Annotated in this window: 11 protein-coding genes; 8 read left to right on the forward strand and 3 right to left on the reverse strand. The window is 42.2% G+C overall.

Annotated features, from left to right (window positions below):
• Nucleotides 1-678 precede the first annotated feature (678 nt).
• The 6 genes from H6G18_RS19840 to H6G18_RS19865 all read left to right on the forward strand — a co-directional run bounded on the left by H6G18_RS19840 (nucleotide 679) and on the right by H6G18_RS19865 (nucleotide 8,248).
• Nucleotides 679-1,275 carry a photosystem I assembly protein Ycf4 gene (locus H6G18_RS19840; RefSeq protein WP_190408822.1) on the forward strand — a complete coding sequence of 199 codons (597 nt, stop codon included), beginning with the start codon at nucleotides 679-681 and terminating at the stop codon, nucleotides 1,273-1,275.
• A gap of 156 nt (nucleotides 1,276-1,431) precedes the next feature.
• Nucleotides 1,432-2,223, forward strand: coding sequence for a peptidylprolyl isomerase (locus H6G18_RS19845; protein ID WP_190408823.1), 792 nt, complete (start codon nucleotides 1,432-1,434; stop codon nucleotides 2,221-2,223).
• Nucleotides 2,224-2,525: 302 nt separating this feature from the next.
• On the forward strand, nucleotides 2,526-3,680 hold the full coding sequence (locus tag H6G18_RS19850; RefSeq protein WP_190408824.1) for a beta-ketoacyl-ACP synthase: 1,155 nt from the start codon (nucleotides 2,526-2,528) through the stop codon (nucleotides 3,678-3,680).
• Between the two features lie 63 nt (nucleotides 3,681-3,743).
• On the forward strand, nucleotides 3,744-5,150 hold the full coding sequence (locus H6G18_RS19855) for a folate/biopterin family MFS transporter (protein WP_190408825.1): 1,407 nt from the start codon (nucleotides 3,744-3,746) through the stop codon (nucleotides 5,148-5,150).
• Nucleotides 5,151-5,275: 125 nt separating this feature from the next.
• Nucleotides 5,276-6,781, forward strand: coding sequence for a carotenoid oxygenase family protein (locus H6G18_RS19860; RefSeq protein WP_190408826.1), 1,506 nt, complete (start codon nucleotides 5,276-5,278; stop codon nucleotides 6,779-6,781).
• A gap of 177 nt (nucleotides 6,782-6,958) precedes the next feature.
• Nucleotides 6,959-8,248: a Glu/Leu/Phe/Val family dehydrogenase gene (locus H6G18_RS19865; protein WP_190408827.1), complete on the forward strand. Its 1,290-nt coding sequence runs from the start codon at nucleotides 6,959-6,961 to the stop codon at nucleotides 8,246-8,248.
• Between the two features lie 81 nt (nucleotides 8,249-8,329).
• Here H6G18_RS19865 and acs read toward each other — a convergent pair whose 3' ends face one another.
• Complete coding sequence (gene acs, locus H6G18_RS19870) at nucleotides 8,330-10,303, reverse strand: acetate--CoA ligase (RefSeq protein WP_190408828.1); 1,974 nt, start codon at nucleotides 10,301-10,303, stop codon at nucleotides 8,330-8,332.
• A gap of 479 nt (nucleotides 10,304-10,782) precedes the next feature.
• Between acs and H6G18_RS19875 the strand changes: the two genes are divergently transcribed.
• Both H6G18_RS19875 and H6G18_RS19880 read left to right on the forward strand, forming a co-directional pair.
• Complete coding sequence (locus H6G18_RS19875) at nucleotides 10,783-11,475, forward strand: hypothetical protein (RefSeq protein ID WP_190408863.1); 693 nt, start codon at nucleotides 10,783-10,785, stop codon at nucleotides 11,473-11,475.
• A gap of 72 nt (nucleotides 11,476-11,547) precedes the next feature.
• Complete coding sequence (locus tag H6G18_RS19880) at nucleotides 11,548-11,979, forward strand: hypothetical protein (RefSeq protein ID WP_190408829.1); 432 nt, start codon at nucleotides 11,548-11,550, stop codon at nucleotides 11,977-11,979.
• Nucleotides 11,980-11,990: 11 nt separating this feature from the next.
• On the opposite strand, the gene H6G18_RS19885 is transcribed toward H6G18_RS19880, so the two are convergent.
• The gene (locus tag H6G18_RS19885; RefSeq protein WP_190408830.1) at nucleotides 11,991-12,434 is read right to left on the reverse strand and encodes a hypothetical protein; all 444 of its coding nucleotides are present in this window, start codon (nucleotides 12,432-12,434) and stop codon (nucleotides 11,991-11,993) included.
• A 235-nt stretch (nucleotides 12,435-12,669) separates the two neighbouring features.
• Nucleotides 12,670-15,792, reverse strand: a complete 3,123-nt coding sequence (locus H6G18_RS19890; protein ID WP_190408831.1) for a GAF domain-containing sensor histidine kinase — start codon at nucleotides 15,790-15,792, stop codon at nucleotides 12,670-12,672.
• Nucleotides 15,793-15,857: the final 65 nt, after the last annotated feature.

The raw sequence follows: 15,857 nt of genomic DNA on the forward strand, positions 1-15,857 counted from the left end.
ATAATACTCCTGACCAACCTACGAACACGAAGCGATCGCGCTTTAACCAGTCGTCTAGTACGTCAAACCACCCTCTACTGGGGGCGCGTCCTACTGCGATGGTCATTTAACTAAAATCCTCTTTTACTAAAATTGCAACGTTTCTAAGCAGTGCCTTGGGCGGTGGATACAGCCACGAGTGCGGCTCTGCCGCCAGGTGGACTGCCTTTTCTCAAAGGGGTTCTCGTTAACAGAACACCCCAGGGGAACATTACCCAAAGGGTTTTCCCGCTTTTTGGCCACTACCGCGAGGAAATAACGTTTTTTTGACATTCTCAGTGGTCTTACAACTCCTGAGTTCCTGAGAGCCTATAGATTACTTAAATCGGAGTTTCTCAGGCTTATGCCGTTACACGCACCGTCAGCTAGTAACCTAGCTTGTGGTAACTTAATGCTTCTTAACTTACCATATTAGTTCGGGTTTTTGCTTAATCCACCCAAGTAAATAGATGATTAAACACGAACCTATTAAATACTATGAATATCAGAAATTTTACAATTTGACACAACTTTTCTCAGAAATCTTTAGGAATAGGGAGTAGGGAGTGGAGTGACTAATGACTAACCTTGAGCTTGCAAGACATCATGTTCAAGTGGCAGACTCTATAGAGGGAAGAACTCACGGGACAAGATATTTCCATGACGGCATCATCAACAATTAACAAAGGCGATTCACCTAACGGTGACAGTTCCGCTTCCAGCGTCCTACATCAAAAAGTTCTCGGTTCTCGTCGGTTTAGTAACTACTGGTGGGCAGGTATTGTTACGTTGGGAGCATCGGGCTTTTTGTTGGCGGGCATATCCAGTTACTTAAAAGTTAATTTACTCATAGTTACTGACCCAACTCAACTCATCTTTGTACCCCAAGGGTTAGTGATGGGGTTATATGGGGCAGCTGGCGTGCTTTTAGCCTTGTATCTATGGCTAGTTATCCTATGGGATGTGGGAGGCGGCTATAACGATTTCAATCGTGAAACTGGTAACATCAAAATTTTTCGCTGGGGATTTCCTGGTAAAAATCGTCAGATTGAAATTGAAAGTCGTACACAAGATATCCAGTCTGTACGTATAGACATCAAGGAAGGTTTGAATCCTCGCCGAGCCATCTATTTACGCGTGAAAGGTCGCCGGGATATACCTCTAACTAGAGTCGGTCAACCTTTATCTTTGGCAGAATTAGAAACCCAAGGCGCACAGTTAGCCCGTTTTTTAGGAGTACCCTTGGAAGGGCTTTAAAAGAGATGGGGGAGATGAAGTAAGGGAGCAGGGAGTAAGGAGGAGAAACGTAGAGAAATATTTCCCCTTTTCCCCTTGCAACCTACTCTCTGCCTAATTCCCCATCCCCAGATATCAAAAGAGGCTAATATACACTGGTTGAGTCAGTAACTGACAATGCGGTTAAAATTTTCACAATTTTTGGTTACATTTTTGGTCATCGGTTCCCTGATTTTGGGAGGCTGTTCTACACAGCAGGTTGGCTCGAATTCTTCTCCAGCATCTACAGGAGTCGAGACAACCACCACAACGAATACTGAAGCAACATCTGTCTCTGAAACCACTAGTGAGAGCAATTCAGGAATGACAAATTCTTTACCACGCCTCGAAGGCAAGGCTACTGTGGTGATTACAGTTAAAGGGTCGCCTATTACTGTCGAGGTAGACGGCACGAATGCCCCAATCACAGCCGGCAATTTCGTTGATTTAGTACAAAAAGGTGTTTACGACAACACAGTTTTCCATCGAGTTGTTCGTCAGCCTCAACCTTTTGTAGTTCAAGGAGGCGACCCTCAAAGTAAAGACCCAAAAAGTTCTCCACAAAGTTGGGGAACTGGTGGTTACATTGACCCAAAAATCGGCAGTGAACGCCGTATACCTTTGGAAATTAAACCCAAAGGAGAGGCAGAACCACTTTACAGTAAAACATTCGAGTCTGCTCGTTTGACAACAGTACCAGAGTTACAGCACAAACAAGGAGCAGTAGCAATGGCGCGTTCGCAACAACCAGACTCGGCATCTTCTCAGTTTTACTTTGCTCTAGCCGATTTGGGTTTCCTCGACGGTAACTATGCTGTATTTGGTCAAGTTACTCAAGGCTTTGACATAGTGAACAAAATTGAGCAAGGCGATCGCATCGACTCGGCTAAAGTCACTCAAGGTGCTGAGAATTTGAAAGTAGCACAGTAGTCATTAGACATGGGGCAATTCAATTTTGGATTTTAGATTGGCGATTTGAATTGAATTTCCATCTAAAATCTAAAATTGCCCTTGTTTCTACCTTATAGATTCTTTATCACCCGATTTCCATTTCCCTGCCTAGACAAAACTATTGTTACAACAGGCGATGCTGACTTGATTATTAAGTTTCTATGTCAGACTAATTTTAACGAGCAAGAGCTTATTCAAAGCAGGAATAGGGGATGAAGACGATGATTACAAACGATATGGACTCTACTTTTCCGAGCCGATAGCCCTTTTCTTACTCTCACATGATTGACGTTGTCATCACTGGTATTGGGCTAGTTTCAGCCTTGGGTACAAGTCTAGAGGAGAGTTGGCAAAGTTTAATTGCGGGTAAATCGGGAATTAAATGGCATCAACCATTTCCAGAGTTAGCACCCCTACCTCTAGGCTTGATTGGTAACAAGCCAGCTAATTTGCCAAGCTTGACGCAGGTGGTTGTAGATGCGGCAATTAAAGATGCTAGTTTATTACCACCTTTAACTGATTGTGCGGTGGTTATTGGTTCAAGTCGCGGTTATCAAGCATCCTGGGAAAGGCTAGCGCGGCAAATTTATTCTGGTCAAGATTCATCTAATAACGAAGAAAGATTAGAAGGTTGGTTAGATATCTTACCCCACATGAACGCGATCGCTACAGCGCGACAAATTGGGGCAACAGGGGCAGTTGTAGCACCGATGGCGGCTTGTGCTACAGGGATTTGGGCGATCGCTCAAGCAGCTATGCTCATCCAAACAGGGCAATATCAACGGGCGATCGCTGGAGCCACAGAAGCAGCAATTACACCCTTAACTTTGTCAGGATTTCAACAAATGGGGGCTTTAGCTACAACCGGAGCCTACCCCTTTGATGTAAATCGTGAGGGTTTGGTTTTAGGTGAAGGGGCGGCTGTCTTTGTTTTGGAATCGAAACACTTAGCGAAGCAGCGCCAAGCAAAAATTTATGGTCAAATCTTGGGTTTTGGCTTGACAAATGATGGTTATCATAGTAACAAATCAGACCCAGAGGGGAAGGGTGCGATCGCCGCTATTAAGCAATGTTTAGAACGTAGTCAGCTCACATCGGCTGAGATTGATTACATTCATGCTCATGGTACAGCCACCCAGCTAAACGATCGCATCGAAAGCCAAGTCATAAAACAATTATTTCCCTCAAAAGTAGCAATTAGCTCTACTAAAGGCAGTACAGGTCATACTTTAGGGGCATCTGGCGCCTTAGGAATAGCTTTTTCACTTCTAACTTTAGAGCAAAAAATATTACCTCCCTGCGTGGGATTACAGCAACCAGAATTTGACTTGAATATAGTAACTACAGCACATCACAGCCAAATCCAACAGGCTTTGTGTTTAAGTTTTGGTTTTGGTGGGCAAAATGCCGTGATAGCTTTAGGGATTCCTCGCTAAGACCGAGATCCGAAGAAATCGATATGATAGAAAAGTCGATAAAACTTAAAGAATATTCATCAAATGCTGATTGACTCCTCTGGCTTGTCCAAGGTCAAAGACTCAGTAAGAAAACAAATTTTCTTCGGTAATGAACCTAGTACCGAATTAATTGCCATCCTTAGCGTCTACTTCGTCCAAGGAATTTTAGGGTTGGCGCGGTTAGCCGTCAGCTTTTTTCTGAAGGATGAATTGTTGCTAAGTCCTGTTCAGGTATCGGCATTAATGGGAATTGTGGCCTTACCTTGGATGGTCAAGCCCTTGTTTGGCTTCATCTCAGATGGCTTACCCATCTTCGGCTACCGTCGCCGGCCATACCTAGTACTATCAGGAATACTGGGAGCTATTTCTTGGGTGAGTTTGGCCACAATAGTTCATACTAGCTGGGCAGCTACTGTGGCGATCGCGCTTGGTTCGCTATCTGTCGCTGTGAGTGATGTGATAGTTGACTCCCTAGTTGTGGAACGCGCCAGAGCAGAATCGGTGGCTCATGTTGGTTCACTACAATCATTATGCTGGGGTGCAGCTGCCTTTGGTGGTTTGATTACAGCATACTTTAGCGGGTTGCTACTGGAGCATTTCACCACCCGCACAGTATTTTTGATTACCGCTTCATTCCCTTTAATAGTCTCAGGAGTGGCTTGGTTGATTGCTGAATCTCCCGTTAGTAAAGATGGGAGTGATAATAATAACCTCCTCAGCGTCAAGCATCAACTAAAGCAACTACGCCAAGCATTCACCCAAAAAAGCATTTGGCTACCCACTGCATTCGTATTCATTTGGCAAGCCACCCCAACCGCAGACTCAGCATTTTTCTTCTTCAGTACCAACGAACTCCACTTTGAACCAGAATTTTTAGGGCGAGTGCGTTTAGTCACCAGTCTTGCTTCTCTGATTGGTGTTTGGATTTTTCAACGTTTCTTAAAAAGCGTTTCCTTCCGCTTGATTTTTGGTTGGAGTACAGTCATTTCCGCAGTTTTGGGAATGACCATGTTATTACTGGTGACACACACAAACAGGGCTTTGGGTATAGATGACCGTTGGTTTAGTTTGGGTGATAGCCTCATTCTCACCGTCATGGGACAAATCGCCTATATGCCAGTGTTGGTACTATCCGCCAGACTCTGTCCTCCTGGTGTAGAAGCTACATTGTTTGCTTTGTTGATGTCAGTGTTTAATTTAGCTGGAATGGTTTCTTACGAAGTGGGAGCCATCATCATGCACTGGCTAGGAATTACTGAAACTAACTTTGATTCACTTTGGGTTTTGGTATTAATTACTAACTTCAGCACACTATTACCATTGCCCTTTCTCAACTGGTTGCCATCTGATGATTCAGAACCTGAAACTTCGGTTTTAGCGCCAGCTTCAGCTAATAATCAAGTGCCAGAATTAATCTTGCGGGAAGCAGAATCAAAAGTAATTGATTGAGCAAGACAATTAAATTTTTCATGGATTTTTAAAAGCCTGTTTCTGTGCCTCTGTGTTTAGTCATTTTTTCACCACAGAGACACAGATAAGGAAAGTTTCTCATTTCCTAATTTTACTTTTTAAATATGCAAACTCCCAAAATTGAAGAAAAAGAAATTTCAGGAAAATCATATACTCGTGAAGACTGGCAGGGGGGATATAAATCCTTAACCCAAGAGTTTGATTATTGGATTGATGATGTAGAAGGAGAAATTCCCCTAGAACTGCAAGGAACATTGTTTAGAAATGGGCCGGGATTACTCGATATAAACGGACAAAGTATTCATCACCCCTTTGATGGTGATGGCATGATTAGCCGCATTAGTTTTGTAAATGGTCGCGCTCATTACCGCAATCGTTTTGTCGAAACAGAAGGGTATTTATCAGAAAAAAAAGCTGGCAAACTCCTTCATCGCGGAGTTTTTGGTACTCAAAAGCCTGGAGGTTGGTTAGCGAATATTTTTGACTTCAAACTCAAAAATATTGCTAACACTAATGTTATTTATTGGGGGAATAAACTTTTAGCATTGTGGGAGGCGGCGGAACCCCATCGACTCGACCCTAATACTTTGGAGACCTTAGGCAAAGAATATTTTAATGGTGTTTTGTCAGAAGGTGAAGCTTTTAGCGCTCACCCTCGTCTAGACCCTAGTTGTGAGCAAGATAATGGCGCACCTTGTCTAGTCAACTTTGCGATTAAGCCCGGATTATCTACGAAAATCACAATTTTTGAGCTAAATATAGCAGGTGAAGTTGTGAGAAAAAAAGCTCATAATGTACCTGGGTTTTGTTTTATTCACGATTTTGTAATTACGCCTCATCACTGCATCTTCTTTCAAAACCCTGTCACCTTTAACCCCATACCTTTCGCTTTAGGATTACGTGGCGCTGGGGAATGTATTCAAGTACAACCAAATCAGCTGACTCGAATTATTGTCATTCCTCGCTTTCCCCAGTCAGAGCAAGGAGATGTGAAAATTTTAGAAGTGCGATCAGGTTTCATTTTCCATCACATTAATGCTTTTGCTGTAGGAGAGGAAATTTTTGTAGATTCTATATGCTACGACACCTTACCAGAAGTAGAACCTGCAAGCGATTTTCGCCAAGTGAATTTTGAGGCGATCGCACCTGGTCAAATGTGGCGCTTTTACCTTAACCTCAAGGATGGGACAGTACAACGCAAGCTAATTGAATCTCGTTGTTGTGAGTTTCCTGCTATCCATCCTGCTCATGTAGGACGTTCTTATCGATATTTATACATTGGTGCAGCTCATGCAGAAAGTGGTAATGCACCATTGCAAGCATTACTGAAAATAGATTTAGAGTCTGGCGAAAAACAGCTTTGGAGTGCTGCACCTCGTGGTTTTATGGGTGAACCGATTTTCGTTCCCCGTCCAGGTTCACAAAAAGAAGACGATGGTTGGGTACTGGCTTTAGTTTATGATGCGGCTCATCACCGTTCAGATGTGGTAATTTTGGATGCCAGTGATTTTGCTAAAGGGGCGATCGCTCGGCTACATCTCAAGCATCATGTCCCTTATGGTTTACATGGCAACTTTACTTCTCAAGTTGTGCAGCAAATTGATCCCTAAATATTTAATAACCACAGATCAAAGCATCTAGTTGTTTTCTGCTCAGGTCTGTGGTTTTCTAAACAAAAAATAAAATTGTAACAAAAACTACAAAATTCCTATTTTTATTAAAAACGCGAGATAAGCTAGCATATATATATCTAGTTCGCAAAGATACTGCGAATAGGAGAAAATTTTATGGTTTCCATGCCGACGCTACCTTTGGAAGGCGCTAGTCCAGCACATATTTGTCCCTTTGATCAAGCTTGTAGCTACTTAGAAGCAGCCGCTAAAGAATTAAGGTTAGATCAAGGGACACTGGAAATTCTTAGTCATCCGCGCAAAGTTGTCACCGTTTCTATTCCTGTGAAACTAGATAATGGTGACATTCGGGTGTTAGCAGGACATAGGGTACAGCATTCTGATATCTTAGGCCCCTACAAAGGTGGAACGCGTTACCATCCAGCCGTAACACTGCGGGAAGTATCAGCCTTAGCAATGCTGATGACTTGGAAATGTGCGCTGTTGGGTATTCCTTATGGTGGTGCGAAGGGAGGTATTGCTATAGATCCCGAAAACTACAGTGTAGGTGAATTAGAACGAATCACCCGCCGTTACACCAGTGAATTGATTAAAGATATCGGTCCCTCAGTAGACATCCCCGCGCCAGATGTGGGTACTTCTGCCCGTGAAATGGCTTGGATGATGGATACTTACTCCATGAATGTTGGTCATTCTGTACCAGGAGTTGTCACAGGTAAGCCAATTTCCATTGGTGGTTCACGGGGACGGGAAATGGCAACTGGACGTGGTGTGATGATTATTGTGCGTGAAGCACTGGCAGATATGGGCAGAACCCTGGAGGGAGTGCGAGTAGTTATTCAGGGTTTTGGCAATGTAGGTGGCGCTGCGGCTGAATTGCTGTACCAAGCTGGAGCGAAAATTCTTGCTGTTTCTACAGGTGCAGGGGGTGTATTTGCTCCTGATGGTCTGGATATTCCGGCGTTGAAAGCTTACGCTGCGGAAAATCACAGAAGAATAGTTGGTTTTCCCCAAGCTGTATCAATTAGTAATGCAGACTTGCTAACTTTACCTTGCGATGTTTTGATTCCCGCCGCTTTGGAAAATCAAATTACCGAGGAAAATGTAGACCAGATACAGGCGCAAATCGTAGCAGAAGCTGCTAACGGCCCTGTGACTTTAGAAGCTAACCGAGTTCTAGAGGCGCGGGGTGTAACTGTATTACCAGACATTTTGGCGAATGCTGGGGGTGTGGTGGTGAGTTATTTAGAGTGGGTGCAAGGTCTTTCTTACCTATTTTGGGATGAGGAGCGTGTCAACCGCGAAATGGAACACTTGATGGTGCAAGCTTATCATCAAGTGATTAAACAATCGCAGTTGCGGCAAGTTCCTTTGCGTTTAGCGGCTTATACCTTGGGAGTTGGTAGAGTTGCTCAGGCTTGGAGTGATAGGGGTCTTTATCCATAGGTAATTCAAAATTGTACTCAGTACTCTCCTAGATTTTCGGTGCGTTATGACTAATTTCCATAACGCACCTTGGTATTTTAACTACGCACCTTCTCTTAATTTATCTAAGACACTTCTATCTTCTAGAGTGGAAGTATCACCAGAGACTTCTTGTCCGGCGGCGAGATTTCGCAGTAAGCGCCGCATAATCTTACCCGATCGCGTCTTTGGTAATGCGTCGGTAAAGCGGATTTCTCCAGGACGAGCGATCGCACCAATTTCTGTAACTACGTGTTGTTTGAGTTCTTTACTCAAATTTTCACTAGCTTGATAAGTACCTTCTAAAGTGACAAAGGCTACTACTTCTTCGCCTTTGAGGTCATCCGGCTTACCAACTACCGCCGCTTCGGCAACTGCTGGGTGAGAAACTAAGGCTGATTCTACTTCCATTGTGCCGAGGCGATGACCTGACACATTCAATACATCATCTACACGCCCCATTACCCAGAAATAGCCATCTTCATCTTTTCTCGCGCCATCGCCAGCAAAGTAAGTATAGTTGCCATCTTTGGGGGGAATGTGTTCCCAATAGGTGCGACGGAAGCGTTCAGGATCGCCGTAGACAGTCCGCATCATCCCTGGCCAAGGATAGCGCACTGCTAAGTAACCACCTTCATTTTCGGGGACAGAATTACCTTCTAAATCCACCACATCAGCAAGGATGCCGGGGAAGGGACGGGTGGCAGAACCGGGTTTGGTGGGAATTGCGCCAGGCAAGGGTGTAATCATAATACCGCCTGTTTCAGTTTGCCACCAAGTATCAACTATGGGACAGCGATCGCCACCAATCACTTTGTGATACCACATCCAAGCTTCTGGGTTGATGGGTTCCCCGACGGTTCCTAATAATCGCAAAGAAGTCAGGTTACGGGCTTTGGGGTGATGTTCGCCCATTTTAATAAAGGCGCGAATTGCTGTAGGTGCGGTGTAAAAAATGTTCACGCCATATTTTTCAATCACATCCCAGAAACACCCCGGATTGGAAGCGCGGGGCGCACCTTCATACATCAGTGTGGTTGCACCGTTGGAGAGGGGGCCGTAGACTATGTAACTGTGTCCAGTAATCCAACCTACGTCTGCGGTACACCAATATACATCTGTGTCTTGTAGGTCGAAAATCCATTTGGTGGTTATATGAGTATATAAGTTGTAACCACCAGTGGTATGGACAACGCCTTTGGGTTTGCCTGTGCTACCGGAAGTGTAGAGGACAAATAGCAAATCTTCGCTGTCCATCGGTTCGGCGGGACAGTCGGCGGATACACCTTTTTGTAAATCATGCCACCAATGATCCCGCCCTCCCAACTGCATATATGTGTCTTGTCCGGTACGCTTGACAACTAGAACGTTTTCCAAAGATGGGACAGCACCATCAGCCAAGGCTTTATCTACCTGTTCCTTGAGAGGAACGATCGCATCTTTACGCCAACCACCATCAGCCGTCACCACTACCTTAGCTTGGGCATCAATTAAGCGATCGCGCAATGCTTCCGCACTAAAACCACCAAATACTACACTATGAGCTGCGCCAATTCTCGCACAAGCCAACATGGCGATCGCGGCTTCTGGGATCATCGGCATATAAATACCGACGCGATCGCCTTTCTGCACTCCCAGTTGTTTCAAGACGTTGGCAAATTGACAAACTTCTCGATGTAGTTGGGCGTAAGTTAGGGTACGGGAATCTCCTGGTTCTCCTTCCCAAATCAGTGCGGCTTTATTTTTACGCCAAGTCGTGAGATGCCTATCTAAACAGTTGTAGGAAATGTTCATCTTCCCACCGACGAACCACTTAGCAAAAGGTGGTTGCCAATCTAGCACGGTGTCCCATTTTTGGAACCAGTGCAACTCTGTTTCGGCTAATTCTGCCCAAAATTTTTGCGGATCTGCTTTGGCTTTGTCGTAGAGACGTTGGTAATCTTCTAGGCTTTTGATCTGGGCATTTTGAGAAAACTCAGAACTGGGATGAAATAGACGTTTCTCTTGCAGGATTGACTCTATAGTTGGCTGAGACATAGTTATAAGGATGAGTAGTATTGTTACTGAAAACTATTTTTATCGGAGTTGTGTCAAATAATCTTTAGATTTTCATATTACCTCGACGTTTAAGCAAATGACGCTCAGTCAGATATGGCCTGATCAGGTTAGCTTGAGCTATCTCATCTAAACAATCAAAGTTTGTATTTATACAATCTCTAGCCTAGAGAGGAAGCGATGGTCTCCGACGGGAGGCGATCGCCATTTTTGTGGGATTTATGTTGTCTCTCCTTAAATTTTCTACATGGGAAGACAACAAAGAAAAGTTAGATGTATAATTGGGGATTGTTAAGCCTCATCCACTAAAGGGTAAATTCTACTACTGCTTAAACAAATTAATCTAGTTAAGTTGATATGTTATGTAACGATACATTTGATATTTTTGTTAAAAAAGTTAGTAGTCAGTTAAATCAGGTATAAATTGAAAAAAGCGTAAGTTCTTGAAAGTAAGCCATCGTTTGCAAGCAAAAGAGATTAAGGACAAACTCCATTCCCTCATCGATCAGGCATCATCTATAGACCCCAATTTAGCCAAAAGATTAGATGAAATTAATCGTTGGGTAAAAAATATCAAGCCAGGTTCTCTAACGGCTAAACCCTATGTCCTAGCATTTCTTTTAGAAGTTATTACTGACTCTACCATTTGGCTGATAGTTAAATCATTACCTTCAGAAGCAGAACAACAAGCCAAATTCGAGCAAATGACAGCTAATGAGAGATATTGGTATGGTTATCTTTTCCCTAAGTGGATTAATGCTAGTGATTCCAAATTCTACATTTGGAAACAAAAATTGATGGCGGGAGAGTTTAATCAAGTCGATGATGATATCATTAGAGCTATAGCGCAAGATATTGCCGATAGGGACGGGAGTTTTTGGCAGCGCTACATTGCAGACCTTTCTATGGCAACAGATTTAATTGTCAGTAATCATCACCAACAGCCATTGTGTATTCAAGTTACCAGCGTCAGTAAAGAATTGCATCAACAAAAATACCAAGCTTGGGAAAACACATTGCGATCGTGGGAAATAAAAAGAGGGTTATTTTTAAGTTACAACCCTCAAGACTCTAATTTTGTTAACCAGTTGGTGAACATAGCACTTTATAACAGTGATTATCTTGCTGGCGGTAAGTATTTAAATTTCTCTTAATTTTCGTTAAAAGTCCGACACTTAAGATTTCTGCTATCAACTATCTAATTTATTTGCCCATTACGGCTTGATATGGCTAATCAAAGAGAAACCAATAGCTACAAAAATCAGGTGGACGAATTGACAGAAGCATTAGCAACAGCCAGAAAAATGCAGGAAGACTGGCTAAATTACGGGATAAATTTCATACATATTTATGTAGATGATGCTGATGGAGATTGGCTAGAAACATGGGGAGATGAAGAAATATTTACTAGTTCGCTACTAGATAAAATCAAAGAATTTTTAGTCAGCGATGATATTGTAGCCTTGAGGTTACGAAGACATTTAGGCGATCGCTCACTGTTTGAGATAGCAGTCAACCTAGAGGAATGCTGGCAAATTTACTCAGCAGATGAAAGGTTAACTGCTGTCAAACATCTATTAGCCGATGATAAAACATCTGATATTGCTATTTTTGATTTAGCTAATAGTCTGATACAAAAATTATCAGCAGTTTTGTAAAAAACTAAATACTAGGGAATAGGTACAGCTTGTAACTGTTGTACATGAGGTTTATATATGTACCATGTTTGATTGGTGCGATTACAAGGTAGTGGTCTATCAAAAGTCACTGTATAGTAGTCCCTGACTCTTTCAACCCGATTCCCCTCACGGTACTCGGCATTATTATTCCTATTATCACTAATACTAGCGACAAAAAACTTTTCGCCTGTCCTCACTCCACATTTTTTGTTATTGTCTGTAATTTCCGTTGATTGGCGAAACCAATTTTCTTGTAACTTGAAAGTTGTACCCCCAGTCACTGTGACTCTTAAAATTCGGATAACAGGTACACTTTGAGTAGTAGGAGTCTGGGAATAAACAGCCGTAGGAACCATCACACCCAAAGACGCACCTAAAATACCTAAGCAACAAATTAATTTTCGGCTATGCAACCTGGCGTTACCAATCAGCATTGAGAATAACCTGAATTTTACGTATGGATAATAGGGTTTATTGCATGATTTTACACTAATCTCGACCATAGTTCAGATATCTCTGATGTCGTGATCTGTGGAAAATTCATTTTTGTTCCTATGAAACTACAAAAAATTCAGACATCTTTCCAGAGTTTTTCTTGAGTGTATTAGAAATTGGAAGATGGGAAATTATAGATAATCAGCGATCAGCGTAGGTGATCGCTTGATATCTCTAACTTACGGATTGCTGAAACGGTATTTCTATCCAAAATTCACAGCCTTTACCTGATTGCGAAATACACTTAATTTGTCCACCATGTTTTTCCACAACAATTTGATAGCTAATAGATAAACCTAAACCAGTACCTTTTCCTGGTTGTTTGGTAGTGAAGAATGGTTCAAAAATGCGCGATCGCATTTCCTCTGGGATACCACAACCATTATCAGCAATGCTAATCAAAATTGTATTTTTTTCTATAAGTTTTGTACTAATTTTAATTTGTGGTTTTTCTACTCTTTCCCTAACACATATTGAATTTTCTACCGCATCAATGGCATTATTGAGAATATTCATAAATACCTGATTCATCTGGGCTGCATAGCAAACAACCGGAGGTAAATCACCATATTCTTTGATTATTTCAATATCCGGAGAATGTATATTTCCTTGTAGCCGATGTTGTAATATCAGCAGAGTACTATCTATACCTTCATGCAGATTAACAGGTTTCATTTCTGCTTCATCGAGTCGCGCAAAAGTCCGTAATGACAAGACTAATTGAGAGATGCGTTCTGCACCAACTTTCATGGAACCGAGAATTTTCGGCAAATCATCAGTAATATAATCTAAATCTGACGCTCTGATCTGTTCTTGTACTTCTGCTTTTGGTCGAGGATAGTTTTTTTGATAGAGATGCAGCAATTTAAATAAATTTTCTGTGTGTTCCGTAACGTAGGTGACGTTACCGTAAATAAAACTAATTGGGTTGTTAATTTCGTGTGCTACACCAGCTACCAATTGCCCCAATCCAGCCATTTTTTCACTTTGGATTAACTGGCTTTGGGTTGCCTGTAATTCCTTCAGCGTTTGAGTAATTTCTTCTTTTTGTCGCTGCGTTTGTTCGAGTAATTCTGCTTGCTGGACTCCTACTTCCAATTGAGTACCAATCTGCACCAGCAAATCGACTTCATCCTCTTGCCAATCACGAGGGTTGGTATTTTGATAAGCACCCAATAATCCCCAGAGTTTTTCATTTTGAAAAATAGGTGCGATTATATATGCTCTAGCTTCCATTGCTTCAATGAGAGCAACATGATAGCGAGAATAATCGCTGTTGTAAATATCTTTAACAACTAAAACTTTGCCGTTGACAAAATATCCCCCTTGGGTTTTTTGCAAGTAATTATCTGTAATCACAGACAGAAGTTTTTTGACTGGTGTCCAGCCATTACTCAAAGATTCAGCCACAAATTCCCCAGTCCAATCAGGCTGGAAACGGTAAATAATGACGCGATCAACTTCCAATAATCGCCGAATTTCTTGAGTACTGGTAGCAAAGATAGTATTTAAATCAAGGGAACGGCGAATTTTTTCGACTGTGGCGGCTAATGCTTTTTCTCTCTCTGCGGCTTTGCGTTCTCGTGTAGCGGCTTTAGCTAATTGTGTGGTTTGTAGCTGTAACTGTTGCAAGGTTTCTGCTTGTTGTAAGGCTACTCCTAGCTGTACACCAACTTGAGCTAATAAGTTAATTTCTTCATCTTGCCAGTAACGGGGTTGGGAATTTTGATAAGCTACCAGTAAACCCCATAACTTGTTCCCTTGGGAAATGGGAACAAAAACTTCATTACGTGCATATTTACCTACTTGTTTTTCTTGCAGCAGTAAGCGTTCTGTGACAGGCTGGGGCTTAACTATTGGTGTCCAACCATCAACAATGGAATCAGCGACAAATTCACCACTCCAATCAGGGTAAAATCGATAAATTGCTACTCGTTCTACTTCTAGTAAACCTAGTACTTCTTGAGTCGTAGTTCTAAGGATAGTATCAATATCAAGAGAGTGGCGAATCTTTTCTACAGTATTAGCCAGCGCCCTTTGTCTTTCCGCAGCTTTGGTAAGTTCGGCTGCTTGAATTTGCATTTGTTGTATATGTTCGGCTTGCTGCAATGCTACACCCAGTTGGGCGCTAATCTGGGTGAGCAAGTATACTTCATCATCTTGCCAATCACGGGTTCCCGTATTTTGATAGATTGCTAACAAACCCCACAGTTGTTGACCGTGGTAAATAGCAATAATTACATAAGCTCTAGCTTGATAAGTTTCTAATACCTTGATGTAGCAATCGCTAAAACCTGCATCATAAATATCATTACAGACACGATAAACTTCACATTTGGTGAAACGTCCGCCTCTTGTTTCTTGTAAGTAAGTGTCTACTATTGGGGTAGCTGCTAAATCTTTGGCGCTACATTCACTGACATTTTTTTTTAATTCTGGTTGCTTTTCTTGTTCATCCATCAGAGAAATCCAAGCATCAGCCACAGATTCAAAGACAAATTCACCACTCCAATCTGGATTGAAGCGGTAAATCGCTACGCGATCAGCATTCAGTAGCTTTCTAATTTCTAGGGTACTGGTGCGGAAAATGCTTTCTAAATCAAGAGATTGGCGAATTTTTTCAATAGCGATCGCCATACTTTTTTGCCATTCTGCGGCTTTTTCTCTGGCTTTTGCTTGGGCTAGTTGCGCTGATTGGGCTTTTACCTGCTCTAGATAATCTGCTTGTTGTAAAGCTACTCCCAAATGTTCAGCGATTAGTTGTACAAACTCAATTTCTGGCGCTTCCCATTGTCGAGGGCTACTACATTGATGAATACATAGTAATCCCCATAAATCTTGTCCTTTCATCAAGGGAGCAGTTATGCTAGCACGTACTTGGAATTTCTCTAGCATCTGAACGTGACAATCACTGATTCCACCTTCATAGGTATCAGCCATTGCTTTAATTCTTCCTTGTTGATAGAGGTTGACAAACTCATCAGCAAAGCAGAAATCACCTACGACGGGGGGTAGCTCATCGCATAGCTTGGTTTTTAGTACTGAAATCCATTCAGAACCAACATCTTCATAAATAAATTCCCCTTCCCATCCCAACTCAGGGTAGAAACGAAACACTCCCACCCGATCAGTATTTAATAATTGGCGTACTTCCGTCACAGTAATTTGGAATATCGTTTCTATGTCCAAAGACTGACGAATCCGACTAATTACCCTAGACAGAGCGGTTTTCATGTCTGGTTGAGATTCTTGCTCGAAAGTTAGTTGTATGGGTTGTATCGTAGAAGAGTTTTCCATTCCCCGTGGGACTCAAAATATCACAAAGTCTTCTATCTTAGGGTTCCCTAAATAAGAAAAAATGT

The sequence above is a fragment of the Anabaena subtropica FACHB-260 genome (assembly GCF_014697105.1).
In the GTDB taxonomy this organism is placed as follows: Bacteria; Cyanobacteriota; Cyanobacteriia; order Cyanobacteriales; family Nostocaceae; genus Trichormus; species Trichormus subtropicus.

Excerpts from the sequence above, each read along its gene's own strand:
- H6G18_RS19840 (WP_190408822.1), top strand. The coding sequence starts at position 679 with ATGACGGCATCATCAACAATTAACAAAGGCGATTCACCTAACGGTGAC.
- H6G18_RS19845 (WP_190408823.1), top strand. The coding sequence starts at position 1,432 with ATGCGGTTAAAATTTTCACAATTTTTGGTTACATTTTTGGTCATCGGT.
- H6G18_RS19850 (WP_190408824.1), top strand. The coding sequence starts at position 2,526 with ATGATTGACGTTGTCATCACTGGTATTGGGCTAGTTTCAGCCTTGGGT.
- H6G18_RS19855 (WP_190408825.1), top strand. The coding sequence starts at position 3,744 with ATGCTGATTGACTCCTCTGGCTTGTCCAAGGTCAAAGACTCAGTAAGA.
- H6G18_RS19860 (WP_190408826.1), top strand. The coding sequence starts at position 5,276 with ATGCAAACTCCCAAAATTGAAGAAAAAGAAATTTCAGGAAAATCATAT.
- H6G18_RS19865 (WP_190408827.1), top strand. The coding sequence starts at position 6,959 with ATGGTTTCCATGCCGACGCTACCTTTGGAAGGCGCTAGTCCAGCACAT.
- acs (WP_190408828.1), bottom strand. The coding sequence starts at position 10,303 with ATGTCTCAGCCAACTATAGAGTCAATCCTGCAAGAGAAACGTCTATTT.
- H6G18_RS19880 (WP_190408829.1), top strand. The coding sequence starts at position 11,548 with ATGGCTAATCAAAGAGAAACCAATAGCTACAAAAATCAGGTGGACGAA.
- H6G18_RS19885 (WP_190408830.1), bottom strand. The coding sequence starts at position 12,434 with ATGCTGATTGGTAACGCCAGGTTGCATAGCCGAAAATTAATTTGTTGC.
- H6G18_RS19890 (WP_190408831.1), bottom strand. The coding sequence starts at position 15,792 with ATGGAAAACTCTTCTACGATACAACCCATACAACTAACTTTCGAGCAA.